Origin of the sequence: Halobacteroides halobius DSM 5150 (assembly GCF_000328625.1) — a bacterium.
Taxonomy (GTDB): Bacteria; Bacillota; Halanaerobiia; order Halobacteroidales; family Halobacteroidaceae; genus Halobacteroides; species Halobacteroides halobius.
The window spans coordinates 2562811-2579859 of sequence record NC_019978.1 but is presented as its reverse complement, the minus strand read 5'-3'; the positions used below and the strand labels follow the sequence as shown (position 1 = coordinate 2579859).

21 protein-coding genes are annotated in these 17049 nt (G+C 33.1%); 17 read left to right on the top strand and 4 right to left on the bottom strand.

Translation table 11 applies throughout. The features are described 5' to 3' along the window. The first annotated feature begins 64 nt into the window (after positions 1–64). From HALHA_RS12555 to HALHA_RS12530, 6 genes are all read left to right on the top strand, one after another. Complete coding sequence (locus HALHA_RS12555) at positions 65–979, top strand: ABC transporter ATP-binding protein (protein ID WP_015328149.1); 915 nt, start codon at positions 65–67, stop codon at positions 977–979. Beyond that, a complete protein-coding gene (locus HALHA_RS12550) occupies positions 972–1736 on the top strand; it encodes an ABC transporter permease (protein ID WP_015328148.1) in 765 nt (254 codons plus the stop codon). The genes HALHA_RS12555 and HALHA_RS12550 overlap by 8 nt, the downstream gene beginning before the upstream one ends. 122 nt (positions 1737–1858) lie before the next feature. Next, on the top strand, positions 1859–2950 hold the full coding sequence (locus tag HALHA_RS12545; RefSeq protein ID WP_015328147.1) for a GerAB/ArcD/ProY family transporter: 1092 nt from the start codon (positions 1859–1861) through the stop codon (positions 2948–2950). Further along, a complete protein-coding gene (locus tag HALHA_RS12540; RefSeq protein ID WP_015328146.1) occupies positions 2950–4560 on the top strand; it encodes a spore germination protein in 1611 nt (536 codons plus the stop codon). The genes HALHA_RS12545 and HALHA_RS12540 overlap by 1 nt, the downstream gene beginning before the upstream one ends. Further along, the gene (locus HALHA_RS12535) at positions 4553–5737 is read left to right on the top strand and encodes a Ger(x)C family spore germination protein (protein ID WP_015328145.1); all 1185 of its coding nucleotides are present in this window, start codon (positions 4553–4555) and stop codon (positions 5735–5737) included. Before HALHA_RS12540 ends, HALHA_RS12535 begins: the two co-directional genes overlap by 8 nt. Positions 5738–5748: 11 nt before the next feature. Next, positions 5749–5994: a hypothetical protein gene (locus tag HALHA_RS12530; RefSeq protein WP_015328144.1), complete on the top strand. Its 246-nt coding sequence runs from the start codon at positions 5749–5751 to the stop codon at positions 5992–5994. A 21-nt stretch (positions 5995–6015) separates the two neighbouring features. Here HALHA_RS12530 and HALHA_RS12525 read toward each other — a convergent pair whose 3' ends face one another. Then, the gene (locus HALHA_RS12525) at positions 6016–7101 is read right to left on the bottom strand and encodes a GerAB/ArcD/ProY family transporter (protein ID WP_015328143.1); all 1086 of its coding nucleotides are present in this window, start codon (positions 7099–7101) and stop codon (positions 6016–6018) included. 142 nt (positions 7102–7243) lie between these two features. Here HALHA_RS12525 and HALHA_RS12520 point away from each other — a divergent pair, with 142 nt between their 5' ends. The 4 genes from HALHA_RS12520 (at position 7244) to HALHA_RS12505 (ending at position 9794) form a co-directional block, all read left to right on the top strand. After that, positions 7244–8035, top strand: coding sequence for a SigB/SigF/SigG family RNA polymerase sigma factor (locus HALHA_RS12520; protein WP_015328142.1), 792 nt, complete (start codon positions 7244–7246; stop codon positions 8033–8035). After that, on the top strand, positions 8023–8661 hold the full coding sequence (spoIIR, locus tag HALHA_RS12515; RefSeq protein ID WP_015328141.1) for a stage II sporulation protein R: 639 nt from the start codon (positions 8023–8025) through the stop codon (positions 8659–8661). The genes HALHA_RS12520 and spoIIR overlap by 13 nt, the downstream gene beginning before the upstream one ends. 48 nt (positions 8662–8709) lie before the next feature. Further along, positions 8710–9153, top strand: coding sequence for a C40 family peptidase (locus HALHA_RS12510; RefSeq protein WP_015328140.1), 444 nt, complete (start codon positions 8710–8712; stop codon positions 9151–9153). 116 nt (positions 9154–9269) lie between these two features. Then, the gene (locus tag HALHA_RS12505) at positions 9270–9794 is read left to right on the top strand and encodes a phosphatase PAP2 family protein (protein WP_015328139.1); all 525 of its coding nucleotides are present in this window, start codon (positions 9270–9272) and stop codon (positions 9792–9794) included. 42 nt (positions 9795–9836) lie between these two features. Here the strand turns inward: HALHA_RS12505 and HALHA_RS12500 are convergent, their stop codons facing one another. The 3 genes from HALHA_RS12500 to HALHA_RS13380 are packed head-to-tail and all read right to left on the bottom strand — an operon-like array spanning position 9837 to position 10856. Further along, complete coding sequence (locus tag HALHA_RS12500) at positions 9837–10400, bottom strand: manganese catalase family protein (RefSeq protein WP_015328138.1); 564 nt, start codon at positions 10398–10400, stop codon at positions 9837–9839. 27 nt (positions 10401–10427) lie between these two features. Then, positions 10428–10682 (bottom strand): spore coat protein CotJB, encoded by a 255-nt coding sequence (locus tag HALHA_RS12495; protein WP_015328137.1) that lies wholly within the window; start codon positions 10680–10682, stop codon positions 10428–10430. A 12-nt stretch (positions 10683–10694) separates the two neighbouring features. Then, positions 10695–10856, bottom strand: coding sequence for a spore coat associated protein CotJA (locus HALHA_RS13380; RefSeq protein ID WP_015328136.1), 162 nt, complete (start codon positions 10854–10856; stop codon positions 10695–10697). 161 nt (positions 10857–11017) lie between these two features. Here HALHA_RS13380 and HALHA_RS13375 point away from each other — a divergent pair, with 161 nt between their 5' ends. The 7 genes from HALHA_RS13375 to HALHA_RS12465 all read left to right on the top strand — a co-directional run bounded on the left by HALHA_RS13375 (position 11018) and on the right by HALHA_RS12465 (position 16377). Then, positions 11018–11173, top strand: a complete 156-nt coding sequence (locus HALHA_RS13375; protein ID WP_015328135.1) for a DUF1540 domain-containing protein — start codon at positions 11018–11020, stop codon at positions 11171–11173. A 195-nt stretch (positions 11174–11368) separates the two neighbouring features. Beyond that, a complete protein-coding gene (locus HALHA_RS12490; RefSeq protein WP_015328134.1) occupies positions 11369–12139 on the top strand; it encodes a DeoR/GlpR family DNA-binding transcription regulator in 771 nt (256 codons plus the stop codon). Continuing rightward, the gene (pfkB, locus tag HALHA_RS12485; protein ID WP_015328133.1) at positions 12136–13080 is read left to right on the top strand and encodes a 1-phosphofructokinase; all 945 of its coding nucleotides are present in this window, start codon (positions 12136–12138) and stop codon (positions 13078–13080) included. The genes HALHA_RS12490 and pfkB overlap by 4 nt, the downstream gene beginning before the upstream one ends. Positions 13081–13110: 30 nt before the next feature. Next, entirely contained in the window at positions 13111–13563 is a 453-nt protein-coding gene (locus tag HALHA_RS12480) for a PTS sugar transporter subunit IIA (protein ID WP_015328132.1), read from the top strand. Between the two features lie 25 nt (positions 13564–13588). Continuing rightward, positions 13589–15004 (top strand): PTS fructose transporter subunit IIC, encoded by a 1416-nt coding sequence (locus HALHA_RS12475; protein ID WP_015328131.1) that lies wholly within the window; start codon positions 13589–13591, stop codon positions 15002–15004. Positions 15005–15124: 120 nt separating this feature from the next. Next, positions 15125–15580, top strand: coding sequence for a hypothetical protein (locus HALHA_RS12470; protein WP_015328130.1), 456 nt, complete (start codon positions 15125–15127; stop codon positions 15578–15580). Between the two features lie 71 nt (positions 15581–15651). Further along, positions 15652–16377 carry an NAD+ synthase gene (locus HALHA_RS12465; RefSeq protein ID WP_015328129.1) on the top strand — a complete coding sequence of 242 codons (726 nt, stop codon included), beginning with the start codon at positions 15652–15654 and terminating at the stop codon, positions 16375–16377. The last annotated feature ends 672 nt before the right edge of the window (positions 16378–17049 follow it).

Here is a 17049-nt window from a genome sequence, read left to right as displayed (position 1 = left end):
TTGTAAGTAGTAAAGGCTCAGGCAAATTACCTGGGCCTTTTATTATTTTAGGTGGAGGGATATGATGTCAACAGCAATTGAATTTAAGGGAATAAATAAAAGCTATGGTGATTTACAAGCCCTAAATGATATTAATCTGACTATTAAAAAGGGGGAGTTTTTTGGTCTGTTAGGGCCAAATGGAGCAGGAAAGAGTACTTTAATCGGTACACTAGCAGGCTTAGTTAATATGGATTCAGGGTCAGTAACAGTGTTAGGGCAAGATATTATTACCAACTATCTTCAGACCAAGCAACAACTTGGGATTGTACCTCAAGAAGTATCATTTGACCCCTTCTTTACCGTTCGGGAGACTCTAGAGATTCAATCAGGTTATTTTGGAATTAGTAATAATCAACAAAAAATTGATGAAATCCTAGGGGCTTTAGATTTAAAGGATAAAGAGGATATAAAGCCTAGAGGGCTATCTGGAGGAATGAAAAGACGTTTGTTAATAGCTAAGGCTTTAGTTCATGATCCGGAAATAATTGTCTTAGATGAGCCTACAGCTGGGGTTGATGTAGAATTAAGACGTTCTCTTTGGGAGTATGTAACAAAGCTTAACCAAGAAGGGAAGACTATCATTTTAACAACTCATTACTTAGAAGAGGCTGAAGCGCTATGTGATAGGATAGCAATTTTGGATCAAGGAGAAGTAATAGCAATTGATAGTAAAGAAAATCTGATTAACTTGATTGATAAAAAGATAATAAAGGTTAAGTTTGCCGAAACTAATGATTTAATAGAAAAATTACCTAAATACAATGCTAAATTAAATGATGGAGAGTTAGAGTTAGAAATCACTAAAGATGAAGTAGCTAAGTTATTAAGTTGGTTAGATAGTTTAGAATTAGAAATTGAAGATATAGAGATTGCTAGTGCCAAATTAGAAGATGTTTTCGTGCAGTTAACTAATTTAGGAGGGGATAGTGATGAATAATTTAACCTCTTTTTATACGTTAGTCAAAAGAGAAATTTGGCGGTTCTCAAAGGTAGCAACGCAGACTGTATTTGCTCCTTTAATCTCTACTAGTTTGTATCTGATTATTTTTTCTTACTCTTTCAAAAGTAAAGCTATAGCAGGATATACGATAGATTATATTGATTTTATAATTCCGGGTCTGATTATGATGAGTCTAATCCGTAACTCTTTTGCCAATACATCATCTTCGTTAATGATTGCTAAGTATAATGGTTCCATTATTGATTTATTGTTGGCCCCTTTTTCTTATTTACAGCTAAGTTTAGGATTAATGGCGGGTGGTATAGCTAGAGGTATTGTAGTGGCAATTAGTATCTATGTAATCTCTATTTTCTTTTATGGAGGGGCAATTTATTCAGTAGGTTTACTAACTTTAGTCGTTTTGTTAGTAGCTAGTGTCTTTTCTTTATTAGGGATTATTGCTGGTTTGTGGGCTGAAAGCTTTGACCAGGTGTCTATTTTTTCTAATTTCTTTATTACCCCACTAACTTTTTTAAGTGGAGTCTTTTATTCAGTTAAGAACTTACCAGGTATTTGGAGTAAAGTTTCTTTATTTAACCCTGTCTTTTATATGGTAGATATGACTAGATATGCTTTTTTAGGGATTTCAGATATTAGTCCTTATCTATCTTTATTGGTAGTAGGATCATTTTTTGTTGCTTTATTGTTGATAGTAACTCATCTCTTTAAAATAGGATATAAGATAAAAAGTTAACTCCTGCAATTATGCAGGGGTTTTTATTTTTTATAACGTATAATAAAAAGGAAGTTAATCGGTAATGATAAATTATAACCAAGTTTACAATAAATTTTGATAAATGTATAGGAGGGGCTGATATGCCTCAGATTTCTAAAGGTCAATTAGCTATCTTACTGATTAATGTTTTAATTCCTACAGCTCATATACAAGTTTTATTAAATTCTATTAAGTATGCTGGGCATGATGCTTGGTTAGCTGTATCAATTGGTTATATTATTGCTTTAGGTATTGTTTTATTATCACTAAAATTAATGAAGCGTTATCCAAAACAGAATATATTGGATTTTAGCTCACAAATTTTAGGCAGTTTTTTAGGCAAATTAATAGCTTTTATTTTATTTATTTATTCTTTTTTAGTAGTAGTTTATGTTTTAGAACAATTTATAGTTTTAATTACTACAATGATTTATGGACAGAGCAGTCCAATGATGTTTAGAGTTTCTTTAATGGCTTTAGTAGTTTATAGCATTAGTTTAGGAGTAGAAGGATTTTTTAGAACAAGTAGTATTATATTTTCTGTTGTTGCTTTAATAACCCCACTTATCGCCGTGGGTTTATTACAACAGATTAATTTTAACTTAGTATTTCCTATTTTAGTCCAAAATCCCGCTAGTATTATTAGAGGTGCAATAGTACCTAGTGCTTTTTTAGGCAATGCATTTTTGATACTTTTCTTCAATGATCTAGTAGATAGATCTAATAAAGTGACTAGAGTAATTACTATTGGTTTGTCTGTTGGTTTTTTATTTGTAGCTAGTTTTGTAGTAGTTGCTATTTCAGTTTTTGGGGTTGATTTAGCATCTAAATTATTTTTTATTCCCTTTATGATCACCAGGTTGGTTAAAGCAGGGGAGATGTTATTAAGACAAGAGATATTTATGCTGGTTGTCTGGATGGGGTTAATCTTTGTGCAATTGACTACTTTCTTTTGGATTAGTTGCACATGTCTAACTAGTCTATTTAATCTAAAGAATAAGAAGAAGTATAGTATTCCTCTGGCACTATTGATAATAAATTTTGCTTCTATAGGATGGGATGGAATAATTGAACTTCAAAATTATGTAGAAAGTACATACTCTATGCTCTTAATTATTATCCAAGTAACTATTCCATTACTATTATATATAGTTGCTGTTGTTAGAGGGAAGAATGAAGGAGCTGATAAGTAATGAAGAAGCCACTAACTATAGAAGAACAAAAAAAGAAAAAGCTTAAGAAGTTACAAGAAAAAATAACTGATGATGTAGTCAATAAAGCAGATTTAGGTTCTGATTTAGATAGAAATCTAGTTTATTTTAAAGGTGTTTTTGAAAATGTAAGTGATTTGATAATTAAGGAATTTAAAATTGGAAGAGAAGTTAGAAAAAAAGCAGCTTTGATATATATTGGTGGTACGGTAGATAAAAAGATTATTAATGATAATGTGTTACAAGAGTTAATGGTTATCTCTAGAGATCGAAGTATTGAAGTTGAACCCACAAGTAATCAGTTTCGGGATTTAATTCAAAATTCATTGCTAAGTGTAGGCGAAGTAAACACTAATAATAAATTTGATAAGTTAATAGATAAATTATTAAATGGAAATGGGCTGCTATTATTTGATGGTTCTGACCAAGCTTTAACATTAGGTATTCAGGGAGGAGAGAAAAGAAGTGTTACCGTCCCTAATACTGAACGAGTAGTTAGAGGTCCTAAAGAGGCGTTTATAGAGAGCTTTAAGGTTAATATGACACTAATAAGAAAGAGAATCAAGACTCCTGATTTAAAGTTTGAGAGCTTTAAAATAGGTCGGGTTAGTAAGACAGATGTAGTGATTGGTTATCTACAAGGGATTGTCCAAGATGAACTGATAGAAGAAGTGAAACAAAGAATCAACCGGATAGATATTGATATAATTAGTGCTAGTGGAGTTGTTGAGCAGTTAATAGAGGATGAACCTTTTTCTCCTTTTCCTCAGATGAATAGTACAGAGCGTCCTGATGCAGTTGCTGGTGCTTTAAATGAAGGACGAGTAGTAGTTATAATAGATGGCAGTCCATATACTCTACTCCTTCCGGCAGTTTTCACCCACTTTATTCAAAGTTCTGAAGATTATTATCATAGATTTTTATTTCCTACTGCTATTCGGCTACTAAGATTATTAGGCTTTGTAATAGCTTTACTAGCTCCTTCAATTTATATTGCTTTAACAACCTTTCATCAAGAGATGATACCTACGCCCTTATTAATTAATATTGCTGCTTCAAGAGCTGGAGTTCCTTTTCCTTCTTTGATTGAAGCTTTGATGATGGAGATTAGTTTTGAAGCTTTACGTGAAGCTGGTTTAAGATTGCCTAAGACTGTTGGTCAAGCCGTAAGTATTGTTGGGGCTTTAGTTGTTGGAGAAGCAGCTGTGCAGGCAGGTTTAGTCTCACAAGCAATGGTAATTGTTGTAGCATTAACGGGAATTGCTTCTTTTATGATTCCAGCTTATAATTTAGGACTTGCTGTTAGATTGCTTAGATTTGGGATTATGTTTTTAGCAGGTAGTTTAGGAATGTTTGGGATTACTTTTGCTATGTTAGCACTTTTAATACATTTATCTAGCTTACGCTCTTTTGGGGTTCCCTATCTATCTCCTTTTGCTCCACTTGACTTAGTAGGGTTAAAGGATGCTATCTTTAAGGCGCCAGAATGGTTTAAGAATCAACGGGCCAACTTTTTAGTTAAAGAGGATCAACAACGGATTAAAAAGAATGCTAAACCAAAGCCTCCTCAGGAAGGAGAGGAAGATGAATAAACAAATTTTACTGGGTTTAATAATTAGTTTATTAGTCTTAAGTGGTTGTGCTCAAAAACAAGAAGTTGATCAGTTAGGAATAGTAATTTTAACAGCAGTAGACTTAGATGAAAAAAGTGGAAAGTATGAAGTGATAGTTCAGATGATTAGTCCTGAAAAAGCAGGAGGAGGAGTAAAAAATCAAATCTGGGCAGCTAGTGCTACGGGAGATACAGTAATGAGGGCTGCTAAAAATTTAAGAGCTAAAATTCCTAAAAAAATAGTCTGGTTTCATAGTAATCTTATCATCATTGGTGAAGCGGTTGCACGTCAGGGCTTAGGAAAGGTAATAGATTTTTTTGCTCGTAATCAAGAAATTAGATATAATAGCTTATTTGTAGTTACAGAAGGTAAAGCGGCTAATGTATTAGATACTAATCCTAGGTTTGAGGATTCCTTGGCCCAAGAAATTGAGGGTATCTATAGAAATTATAAAAGTTGGGCAGGAACTTATGCTCTCAATCTAAAGCAAATGCTAGTTAGATTAGCTAACAAGCAATATGATGAGGTAACAGGAAGATTAACTACTTACATACCCGATGTTGCGCCTGAAGGAACCTATAAGCAAGAGAGCTTAGTTAAAGGTACGTCCAAGAAAACTGTTGCTATGAGTGGCATGGCAATCTTTAAAAAAGGGAAACTAAAGGGGTGGTTTAATCGACCAGAAACTAGAGGATACTTATGGATAACGGGAGAGATGAAACGTGGGATGTTAATTGGGGTTAGGCCTATGGAGAAGAAGAAGTTTTCAGTAGATATTTTAGAAGAAAATACAAAGTTAACCCCCATTTTAAGTAATGGCCAGATAAAATTTAGACTAGAAATTAAAGCAGGGGTTAAGATTTCAGAACAAATAAAGGGGATCAACTTAACTAAACATAAGAATATTGCCAAGACAGAAAAACTAATAGCTGAACAGATTAAGGATGATATTAAAGCTGCTTTAGAGAAAGCACAGTACAAGTATGAAGCAGATATCTTTGGGTATGGGCCAGCTATTTATAGAAAATATCCAGAGAAATGGCAAAAGATAAAGAAGGAATGGCACCAAATATTTCCTACTGTTGAAACAAATATTAAGGTTAAAGTAACAATTAAGAGGTTAGGGATGATTACTAAGCCTATTATGATGGATTAGAGGTGATAGATTTGCAAGTAATAAAAGTAATTTTACTTACTTTACTGTTTGTGATGATAGCCTATTATCAAACTAAAGGTTTAATTAAGAATAAAGAATGGAAGGAACTTGCTGTTTATTTAGTATTGATGTTGACAGGGGTAGTTTATAGCTATGGGATATTACTTGACTTTCCCCTACCTAATCCTATTGAAGCTTTAGATAAAGTAATGAGACCTATTTATAAACAACTTAATAATTACTTAGCAAATTTTTAGGGAGCTAGAGCTCCCTTTTTTTTATTTAAAGATTTTTTTAATCCCTTTTTTAAAGTAGTAGATAGTGAGGGTTAGTAACGGAATATAAATCCCAACTACAATATTTATATAAAGAGATTGATTTAACCCAAATCTAATATGTTGGGGATATCCCTTAGCAATAGGCAGTGCTAGATATCCTATCACCGGTGGAATAAAAAGGGTCATTTTTTTATAAGGAATTTTAAATAACTGAGAGTAGCCTTGTAATCCTGCATAAGTAAGAAGTGTTATTTTCATAATTAATGACAGGACCATTACTAAAGAAATAAAAAAGTTAAGATGTAATAATTCAATGCCCAGTAATTCTGTAGCCTGAATTAAGGGAAAGGTTAATTTTCCTGTTAACATCGAGCCAAGGATTGTCAGCATCATAATAGTATTTAAAGTTAAAATTAAGTAAGTAAAAGTAGTAGCTATAAGAAATGATTTTTTTAGACCAGTTAGACTAGTATTGACCTTAGGAAAGATCATCATAAAGATAGCTGTTTCAGCCACTGGAAAGCCTAATATTCCAGGGTATAATGCCTTTAGAATTGGTTTAAATCCTTTAGCTAGAACAGGTTGTAAATTTCTAAAATCTCCTTTCAGTGTTATAAGCAAGGTAGAAGTAGTTACTAAAAATAAAATAACAAACGGATAAATAATACCTATTACTCTACCAATAGTAGATAAATTAGAATATGTAGCATAAATTACTAAAATAATAGAAAAAATAATAACTGAGGTTATATCAATTCGGGGAGTAAAATTTTGGACTATCTGTTCAGCTAAATCTCTAGTATTTCTGATTGCAATATATAAGAAAAAGGTTGAATAAATAACCCCTACTAACCAGCCTAAATACTTTCCAAATATTTTCTTAGCTAATTGTACAAAATTATCTTCTGGGGATATTGAATTTATTTTCAAATAAATTAAAGACATAATAAGCTGCAGAAAAGCCCCTGTTAAAATAACCAGATAAGCATCTTGTTTTGCTTTAATGCCAAGTGGAAATAAGATAGTACTACCGATTATAAAATTAATTACTATTAAAAAAAACTGAGTGTTTGAGATTAGCTTCATAATATCACTCCATGGCTATACTTCTTATTAGATTATTTTTTGTAATTAAATGATTTTTATACTAAAAATTATTTTTTATGTATAACCTCAGTTATTCCTGTCAATGATATTAATAGAAATAAATGGAAGAGGGGTGGGTTAGATGAAAAGAGTAAAGTTGACAGGTTTTGATACAACTGAGTTACCAGTCTTATCTAATGAAGAGATGATGGATTTGTTTGCGCAGCTAGAAGCAGGAAGTAATGAGGCTAGACAAAAGATAATCAGTGGTAATTTAAGGCTAGTACTAAGTGTACTCCAGAGGTTTAGAAATAATAAATATACTATAGATGATTTATTTCAGGTAGGGTGTGTAGGTTTGATTAAAGCTGTAGATAACTTTGATTCTACTAGAGGAGTTAAGTTTTCTACTTATGCTGTGCCTATGATTATAGGAGAGGTTAAACGACATATTAGAGATAATAAGCGAGTTAGGGTTAGTCGTTCTTTAAGGCAGATAGCTTATCAGGCTCTTAAGTTTAAAGAAGAATTAAGGAAGAAAAAGGGAGTAGAGCCTACTTTAGAGGAGATAGCAGAAGAGATGGATGTGCCCCGAGAAAAGATAGTTCATTCTTTAGAAGCTGTTAAGAATCCTATCTCCTTATTTAAACCTGTATTTGAGGAAGAAGGAGATAGTTTATTATTATTAGATCAACTAGAATCTAGTGAACAAATTAATTGGATAGAAGGAATTAATCTTAGACAAGCTCTAAAGAAACTAACTGCTAGAGAACAATTGATTATAAAACTTAAGTTTTATGAAGGTAAGACCCAGACAGAGATTGCTGAAAAAGTAGGAGTTTCTCAAGCTCAAATCTCCAGAATTCAAAAGAAAGCTCTTAATAAACTACAACAGGAAGTTAAGGTTAAGGAGGAAATAAAATGCGCAGAGTAAAAGTAGTAACAGGAGTTAGTCTAGTCTTAATTTGCTTACTATTATTTATGAGTAAGACTGCTTTTGTGGTTAGAAAATCAAGGTATAATCCTAATAATTTGTTACGATTACATGTAATAGCTAACAGTAATACATTGGCTGATCAATTATTAAAAAGAAAGGTAAGGGATGCTATAATAGCTTCCAGTCAAGATTTATTGACAAATATAACTAACATAAGTCAAGCTAAAGAGAGAATAGCTAATAATTTAGATTATCTATCTAAGGTTGCACAACGTGAAATTAATCAATCAGGTAAAGACTATCAAGTTAAATTAAACGTAGGAGAATTTAAATTCCCTACCCGAAGTTATGGTAATCTTACTTTAGCAGCTGGTAGTTATCAAGCTTTAGAAGTTGTAATTGGAGATGGGGCAGGGGCTAATTGGTGGTGCGTATTATTTCCTCCTTTATGTTTTGTTGATTCAGTTGATAATCTGTCAGCTAAAAAGGTTAATCTCACAAGTAGACAAGCTAAGAATTTAGAAGTAAAATTTAAATTTAAACTAGTAGAGTATCTAAATGAGAATGCGAAGTTGATAAAGAGTAATCTTAAATTAGGAAATATTTTCTCTAAATCTAACTAACCCTCACTGATTACTAATTATTACATATACTGTGGTAGGGGTGAGGATATGAAAGAAGAAATAACTAAGTTAGAAAATAAAATGGAAAAAGTAGTGAGAAAGTATCGGAATATTCCGTATAAACATAACGGAAGATCACTTACAGGTTTAGACTGTTTAGGATTAATAATTGGCATTTATGATGAGTTTGGTATTACAATTCCAGATGGTGATGGAGAACCTGTTCCAGAAGATTGGTACAAAGAAGATGCAGAAAGATATTTAAGGGGGCTACAAAAAATAGGTCAACCAGTTGAATTTGATAAGCTACAAGTATTAGATTTAGTTTACTTTAAACTTCTTGATGATATAGTTACTCATTCTGGAGTAATGATTAATGACCATCAATTTATTCATATTTTACAGGACAAAAATGTAGAAATAGGCACTTTAAATCGTAAATTCTGGCGGAGAAAGATTGCAGGTGGCAGAAGGTTAATTAAAATAAGTTAACGGGGTGTGTAAAGCCACACCCTTTTAAGCTATTAATTGTAAAGTAGAAAAAAATATAATATAATAATTAAAACAGTATAAAATAATAATATAAACAAAGTAAGAAGGGAATAAAAATGGCTTATTTATTGCAAAAGATAGTAAACCAAGATATTAAATTATTCTATTTTTTGAATCGTAGAATTAAGTGTAGGTTATTAGATTGGTTAATGCCTTTAGTAACCCATCTTGGAGGAGCAATATTTACAATTGCTTTTGGGGGATTATTATTTTTTTTAGGTGAGCAAAATTTAAAACAGGTGGGCAGTGAGATTATATTATCTGTTCTAATTAGTGGCACTGTTGTACAAGTTATCAAACGAATTATCAATCGTAATCGCCCTTATAAGATCTTAAAAGAGGTTAATTTAACTAAAGCTTCTTTTCGTAATTATTCTTTTCCTTCTGGGCATACAACCGCTATTTTTTCATTAGCGGTAACAGTAGGATTTAATTTTCCTAATTTTATTTTAATTAGTCAATCATTGGCAGTGCTAGTAGGTTTATCGCGGGCTTATTTAGGAGTTCATTATCCTTCAGATATAGTTAGTGGAGCTGCAATTGGAATTTATTTTTCTAATTTAATTCATGGAGCAATTTAGGTCTTAACCAGAAAAGCCCTGCCTTTAAAGGCAGGGCTTTTTTTATTCTTCCTCTAGATAATCTTGCACAATATCAAGTGTTTCGCCGAAACGTTGGAAGTGAACTACTTCTCGTTCCCTTAAAAAACTAAGTGCATCAATTACTCCAGGATCATTTGTAAGATCTATTAAGTTTTCGTAGGTTGCTCTAGCTTTTTCTTCAGCAGCTAAGTCTTCATGTAGACTAGTAACTGGATCTTCAAATGATTGAATGAAAGCTGCCGTCCATGGTACGCCAGCAGCATCATGTGGGTATAAAGCACGACCATGTTCAGTATAATGAGCACCTAATCCAGCATCTTTTAATACTTTAGCTGGAACATCTTCAGTTAATTTATAAATCAATGTTGCAATTATTTCCCAGTGGGCCAATTCTTCAGTACCAATATCAGTTAAAGTAGCCTTAGCTTCATCAGTAGGCATAGTATATCTTTGTGATAAATAGCGCAATCCAGCAGATAATTCACTATCTGGACCACCATATTGGGCATAAAGATATTTAGCCATTGTTAGATCAGTACGATTTACTGTGACTGGATGTTGAAGTTTCTTTTCATAAATCCACATACTTTCTCCTCCTTTTAATTATTAATATTATCTATATTTTATCTCCCATGGCCAAGCAGTTTTAGGATATTGCCAAGGGCATTCACTATCTTCCATAGCAATTATAGGACCATAAGTCTCTTGATAATACTCTTTTAAGTCTTCTAACTCTCTAACTATTTTATTATGATCTCTAAGTGCTTGCTTATCTTGGGGATGGGTATTAAGATATAAGTTATACTCAATCCCAGCAAATTCTAAAGCCATCATCTTTTTAAGCAATCTCATTTGTTCTCGATCCATTTTAACACCTCCTTATCTTTGTTTGTGGTACGGAAAGTATAATTCAGGGAATAAAGTTCCCTTTTTTAAGGCTTCCTCTAGTTCATAGGCTTGATTATATACTTGAAAAGGTATATAAGCTTGGGCCAATTTCAATTCCCACGGTTCATCGCCAAAATTATCTCTATAATCCATTCCATCACCTCCACAATCAATTTGCTATATCATATTCTTATAATCAGGAAATTGTTAAACATAATTGTTATAGAATATCAATTCTTACTTAGTTTAGAAGAATATAATTTTTTAATAACTCAAATACTAACCTTGTGACTAATAAACAAGGAGGGATTTATGTGGCATTAGATAATGTAAAGTGTACAGTAGATAGCTGTAAGTATTGGAAGAGTGAACACTGTAATGCATCTGCTATTGAGGTTAATGTTGATGCTGGAGTTAATGATCCTAATAAAGCTGATATGACAAATTGTCATACCTTTGAGCGTAAGTAATTTATTAAGGGCCACAGCAATTTGCTGTGGCTTTAAAAATATAGTTGACATTCTAAAAAAAATATAATATAATCATAAGTAATCAGAGATGATCAAAAACAATCAAATATTATAAGTTATACTATCACATATAATCATAAAACAATCATTTATAATCAAAATAAGTTTATAAGAAAATAATTAGAGGTGTTTAAAATGTTAGCTAAAGAAAGAAGACGTAAGATTGTATCCTTAATTGAAAAAGGAAAAACAGTTAAAGTAAAAGAGTTATGTGATAAGTTTGCTGTTTCGGGTTCAACAATTAGAAGGGATTTAAAGAAGTTAGAAGAAGAAGAATTAATCTCTCGAACTCATGGTGGAGCAGTAGCAAAAGAAAGTCGTGATTTTGAACCTTCTTTTATAGAAAAAGAGGATGAGCATACTGAAGCTAAAAGTAAAATTGGCAAAAAAGCAGCCAAGTTAATTAATGATGGAGAGACCATTATTTTAGATGCTGGAACCACAACAACCCAATTAGCCAAGTCTTTAGACCAGCATCAGGACTTAACAATTGTAACTAATGCTGTTAATATTGCTTTAGAATTATCTAATAGTCCCCATCAAGTTGTTTTACCAGGGGGGGATTTAAAGAAAAAAACTTTAGCTTTGGTTGGCCCGGCCACAGAAGATTATTTAGAGAATTTACATGCTGATAAGGTATTTTTAGGGGCCAATGGAATTGATTTAGAAGCTGGAGTAACTACTCCTGATTTAGTAGAGGCCAATGTCAAGAGTAAAATGGCCAGTAAAGCTAAAGAAGTAATTGTATTAGCTGATGAGAGTAAATTTGATAAAGTTACTTTAGTTAAAGTCATAGATATAACTGATGTAAGTAAAGTTGTAACAGATTATAAATTAGACCAAAAGTTAGTAAGTAAGTACCGAGCCCTAGTAGATTTAGTAATGGTAGGGGGTGAAAAAGAATGATTATAACTGTTACTTTAAATCCAGCTGTAGATAAGACTATATATGTAGAAGATTTTAAATTAGGTAATCTAAATAGAATTAAAGAGGTGAGGAAGGACCCTGGAGGTAAAGGAATTAATGTCTCTAAAGTAGTTGCTAAGTTGGGTAGTAAAACAGTTGCTTTAGGATTTTTAGGTGGTAGTAGTGGAGAGTTTGTTGCTAATAGTCTAAATGATTCCCCGATTAGAGATCAATTTATTAGATTAGAGGGAGAGACTAGAACTAATCTAAAGATGATTGATACAATCACTGGCCAAGAAACAGAAATTAATGAGCCAGGAGCTAAAGTTAAACAAAAAGACTTGCGCAGATTAGAAAATAGATTATTAGATACAGTAGGGACTGATGATTTTGTGGTATTAACCGGGAGCTTACCACCTGGAGTGCCCCAAGATATTTATGCTAAATTAATTAATCAAGTTCAAGCTAGTGGAAGTAAGGTAATTTTAGATACATCAGGCCAACCATTGGTTGAAGGATTAAAAAGTAAACCTTATCTAATTAAACCTAATCTAGAAGAATTAGAAGTCTTAGTTGGAAAAAAGTTAAATTCCTTAGAAGAAGTGATTAAGGCTGGTCAAAAGCTACAACAAGAAGGAGTTACAGTTGTAGTAATTTCTTTAGGGGCTAGTGGTTCACTAGTAATTAGTAAACAGAGTATTTTACATGCTCAACCTCCTAAAGTAGAAGTAGCCAGTACTGTTGGAGCAGGTGATACTTTAGTTGGTGCTTTGGCAGTTAAGTTAACTGCGGGTTCTTTGAAAGAAGCAATTAGATATGCAACTGCAGCTAGTGCTAATAGTGTAGCCCAGTCTGGCACTCAGGTATGTAATAAAGAAGGGGTAAAAGAGTTATTAAAGCAAGTAAATATAATTGATAAGTCTATTAAAATAGTAAGCTAAGGTAGTAAATTATCAAAGGAGGAAGGAAAAATGAAGATCAGTAATCTATTAACTAAAAACCTAATTAAGTTAGATCTAGTAGCTGAGAATAAGGAAGATGCTTTACAAGAGATGATTAATCTATTGGCTAAATCAGAAAAAATAACCTCTAAACAAGACTTTTACCAAACTATTTTAGCTAGAGAAGAAAAAAGTTCTACGGGGGTGGGTAATGGTGTTGCAATTCCTCATGGTCAAAGTGAAGTAGTAACAGAACCTGCCCTTGTTTTTGCTAAGTCCAAGCAAGGAATTGCTTTTGAGAGTCGTGATGGCCAGCCAGCTAAAATATTCTTTATGATTGCAGTTCCTAAAGGAGGTGCTACTGACCATCTTAAAGTTTTATCTAACCTATCACGCAAGTTAATGCATCAAGATTTTAGGGAAGATTTATTAGCAACTGAAACTAAAGAAGAAGTTCTAGAAGTAATCACAGAGCGTGAGTAATTAAAATTTGAACTGGAGGGATAATATGAAAAAAATAGTAGCAGTGACTTCTTGTCCTACTGGTATTGCCCACACTTTTATGGCTGCTGAGGCTTTAGAAGAAGCAGCTAAAGAACAGGATATTGAAATTAAGGTTGAGACTCAAGGTGCTGAAGGAGTAGATAATGAGATAACTAGCCAGGAGATTAAAGAGGCAGAAGCAGTTATTATTGCTGCTGATACAGATGTAAATCAGGCTAGATTCCAAGGTAAACCAGTTGTATCAGTTGCAGTAGGTGATGCTATTGATGATGCAGCAGGACTAATTGATCAGGCATTGGCTAAAGCTAAAGACTTTGATCCAACAGAGCAAGATATTGTATCTGATGTTAAAGAACATAAATCCCAACGTAGTTCACAAAGAAGTGGTGCTTATAAGCATCTAATGAATGGTGTTTCTCGAATGATTCCTTTTGTAGTAGCAGGTGGTTTGGCTATTGCCTTATCTTTTGCTTTTGGTATTAAAGCCTTCCAACAACAAGGGACCTTGGCTTCGGCTTTAATGACAATTGGTGGGGGATCAGCTTTTGCTTTAATGATTCCGATTTTAGCTGGGTTTATTGCTAGTTCTATTGCTGATCGTCCTGGCTTGGCCCCTGGTATGATTGGTGGTATGTTAGCTTCTAAGACCGGTGCTGGTTTTTTAGGTGGGATTATTGCTGGTTTCTTAGCTGGTTATGTTACTAAGTGGTTAAAGGATAATATTAAGTTACCTGCTTCTTTCCAAGGTTTAAAACCTGTTTTAATTTTACCATTATTATCTTCATTAACTGTTGGATTACTTATGATTTATGTTATCGGTGGTCCGGTTAAAGGAATTATGGATGGATTAAAAACTTGGCTAGAAGGTATGACAGGAACAAATAGAGTATTATTAGGTATTATTTTAGGAGCAATGATGGCTTTTGATATGGGAGGCCCAGTAAATAAGGCTGCTTATACTTTTGCTACTGGATTAATAGCTTCTAATGCTGAGGCAGGGCCAATGATTATGGCAGCAGTAATGGCAGCAGGTATGACGCCACCATTAGGATTGTCATTAGCTACATTTATCGCTCCAGATAAATTTGATGAAAGTCAAAAGGAAGCTGGTAAGGCAGCAGCTGCTTTAGGGATTTCATTTATCACAGAAGGAGCTATTCCATTTGCAGCAGCCGATCCGGTTAAGATAATTCCATCAATTATGGCTGGTTCTGCTGTAACTGGTGCTTTATCTATGTTATTTAAGGCTACTTTACAGGCACCACATGGTGGTATCTTTGTCTTAGCTATTCCTGGAGCAGTGGGTAATGTATTAATGTATGGGTTATCAATTATAGCAGGAGCAGTAGTAACTGCTTTATTAGTTAGTTTTCTTAAAAAAGATATAACTGCCCAAGAAAATAATGGACTTCAAGCTTAAATAAGATACCTCTTTAGCCATTCAGCGTTAACGTTGGATGGCTTTATTATTTATCCCCCTTCTAAAAATTTTAATATTTTTATTTAGATTGTAGTATCCTATTAAAAAAGGGGGGATAGAATGACAAAATCATATATCGATCGAACTAAGGATGGTAGTCAGCAGGTTGATTACCAAACAATTACTGATTTATTAAACAGCCTAACCCCAAAAGAACATGGTGTTTTATTAGACTGTATTTTACCTCAAGCTAATAAGATTAAATACCCTAATGGTATAGCTAAACCAATTGCTTTTTTACGGGCAGTTAATTTACCTAATAGATTGATGCTTATTATGGTAGAATATAAAATTCATTTACCTAAGAAAGCTAAAGAAAGAGAGATAGCTTTAAAAATTGATAAATCAAATTTTGAAGCTTTCAGAGAAAAGGATAAGCTTAAATTTATTTTTAGAGATGAACAAGCAATAGAAATTAGACTACATAATTCTTTTGATTTTCCCTATCAACTAGATTCTGACCTTACTATTCCTACCTATCCATTGATTGATTGGGCCAAGAGTCCTTTTATTTAAGTATTAACTCTTCCTATTAATTATGTTATAATAGTCTTATAAAAGATAGAAGTGAGTGCTGGGGGGATAGTATGTTAAACAAAGATTATAAGAAGATAAGTCAAAGATTAACAACTTGGATTAAAGAACGGGTTCAAAAGGCAGGTTGTAAAGGAGCAGTAGTCGGATTAAGTGGCGGAATTGATTCTGCTGTAACCAGTGTATTATCTAAAAGAGCTTTTCCAGATAATACCTTAGGTATAATTATGCCTTGTTATAGTAACCCACAAGATGCTGAGGATGCTAAAGAGATAGCAAAAAAATTTGATATTCCTTATCAAATTGTTGATTTAAGTACTACATTCGATCAGTTAAGGGAGACTATCGGAATAGAGGATACTGACAATTTAGCTGTAGCAAATATTAAACCTAGATTAAGGATGACTACACTTTATTACTATGCCAGTCAACAAAGCAGTTTGGTTGTGGGAACAGATAACCGTAGTGAATTGAAATTAGGTTACTTTACTAAGTATGGTGATGGTGGGATTGATATTGCACCATTAGGTAATTTAGTTAAATCAGAGGTTAGAGAAGTAGCTAAGGAATTAGGAATTCCTAAAAGAATCATTACTAAAGCACCTTCAGCTGGTCTATGGGAGGATCAGACGGATGAAGATGAATTAGGGATCACATATGAAGAAATAGATCGTTACATTTTAACGGGTGAAGCTAAACCCAAAGTAAAGAAAATAGTTGATAAATTAGCTGCTAAGAATAAACATAAGTTACAATTACCACCTATTCCAAAGTTTTAAGGTTGGGGCACTCTCAAGAGTGTCCTATTGTGTGCTCTGTAGTCTATGATGATAGTAGGTGTAAGTCCTGCCTATTCTGGAAGAATGGATAATATGGTTGAGATATTGTGGCACTCACAGACGAAATGGGTGAGCAAACGGAGAAAACAAACGTCAACCTAAGTTAATAAAGAACAGGATATGAAGTCAACAGTAACAGGGTGTTCATTGTGAGATGTAATCTGAAGAGTTTGAGGCGAAAAATCAGTCCGGAACAATATGTGAACCGAAGGTGGCATTCATTAGTGACGATCTACCAAAAGGATGGAGAAGTCCAAAGCTGACTTACAGACCATTGGAGTATGTTAGATTAATGAGTGTGATTATGGTCGGAATGATTGGAATATAGCATAGGTGACCAGAGGATGCTCTAATATGGTCTTTATAGAAATCTATAAAGATAAGTGATGATATAACCTGAATAGGGAAAGTCAAAGCGATGAAATATTAGAGTTCAGAAGCTATCATAGTAGTGAAAAAAATCAATGAAAGTTGATTACAGTGAAGGATAGCCAGGTTATTGAAGTTTAGAATTGAGTGTTGATGGTATTTAAATCAAAATGGTTTAAACATTGTTAAAGACAATAAGTCTTAAAAGAAATAGCGGACAGAAAATCATAACTGGAAGCGTGA

What these genes read in the sequence shown, in the direction of transcription:
- HALHA_RS12495 (WP_015328137.1), bottom strand. Translation starts at nt 10,682, where the DNA reads ATGGATCGAGAACAAATGAGATTGCTTAAAAAGATGATGGCTTTAGAA.
- HALHA_RS12505 (WP_015328139.1), top strand. Translation starts at nt 9,270, where the DNA reads ATGGCTTATTTATTGCAAAAGATAGTAAACCAAGATATTAAATTATTC.
- HALHA_RS12520 (WP_015328142.1), top strand. Translation starts at nt 7,244, where the DNA reads ATGAAAAGAGTAAAGTTGACAGGTTTTGATACAACTGAGTTACCAGTC.
- HALHA_RS12550 (WP_015328148.1), top strand. Translation starts at nt 972, where the DNA reads ATGAATAATTTAACCTCTTTTTATACGTTAGTCAAAAGAGAAATTTGG.
- HALHA_RS12490 (WP_015328134.1), top strand. Translation starts at nt 11,369, where the DNA reads ATGTTAGCTAAAGAAAGAAGACGTAAGATTGTATCCTTAATTGAAAAA.
- HALHA_RS12555 (WP_015328149.1), top strand. Translation starts at nt 65, where the DNA reads ATGTCAACAGCAATTGAATTTAAGGGAATAAATAAAAGCTATGGTGAT.
- HALHA_RS12510 (WP_015328140.1), top strand. Translation starts at nt 8,710, where the DNA reads ATGAAAGAAGAAATAACTAAGTTAGAAAATAAAATGGAAAAAGTAGTG.
- HALHA_RS13380 (WP_015328136.1), bottom strand. Translation starts at nt 10,856, where the DNA reads ATGGATTATAGAGATAATTTTGGCGATGAACCGTGGGAATTGAAATTG.
- HALHA_RS12525 (WP_015328143.1), bottom strand. Translation starts at nt 7,101, where the DNA reads ATGAAGCTAATCTCAAACACTCAGTTTTTTTTAATAGTAATTAATTTT.
- HALHA_RS12465 (WP_015328129.1), top strand. Translation starts at nt 15,652, where the DNA reads ATGTTAAACAAAGATTATAAGAAGATAAGTCAAAGATTAACAACTTGG.
- spoIIR (WP_015328141.1), top strand. Translation starts at nt 8,023, where the DNA reads ATGCGCAGAGTAAAAGTAGTAACAGGAGTTAGTCTAGTCTTAATTTGC.
- HALHA_RS12480 (WP_015328132.1), top strand. Translation starts at nt 13,111, where the DNA reads ATGAAGATCAGTAATCTATTAACTAAAAACCTAATTAAGTTAGATCTA.
- pfkB (WP_015328133.1), top strand. Translation starts at nt 12,136, where the DNA reads ATGATTATAACTGTTACTTTAAATCCAGCTGTAGATAAGACTATATAT.
- HALHA_RS12535 (WP_015328145.1), top strand. Translation starts at nt 4,553, where the DNA reads ATGAATAAACAAATTTTACTGGGTTTAATAATTAGTTTATTAGTCTTA.
- HALHA_RS12470 (WP_015328130.1), top strand. Translation starts at nt 15,125, where the DNA reads ATGACAAAATCATATATCGATCGAACTAAGGATGGTAGTCAGCAGGTT.
- HALHA_RS12475 (WP_015328131.1), top strand. Translation starts at nt 13,589, where the DNA reads ATGAAAAAAATAGTAGCAGTGACTTCTTGTCCTACTGGTATTGCCCAC.
- HALHA_RS12545 (WP_015328147.1), top strand. Translation starts at nt 1,859, where the DNA reads ATGCCTCAGATTTCTAAAGGTCAATTAGCTATCTTACTGATTAATGTT.
- HALHA_RS12500 (WP_015328138.1), bottom strand. Translation starts at nt 10,400, where the DNA reads ATGTGGATTTATGAAAAGAAACTTCAACATCCAGTCACAGTAAATCGT.
- HALHA_RS12540 (WP_015328146.1), top strand. Translation starts at nt 2,950, where the DNA reads ATGAAGAAGCCACTAACTATAGAAGAACAAAAAAAGAAAAAGCTTAAG.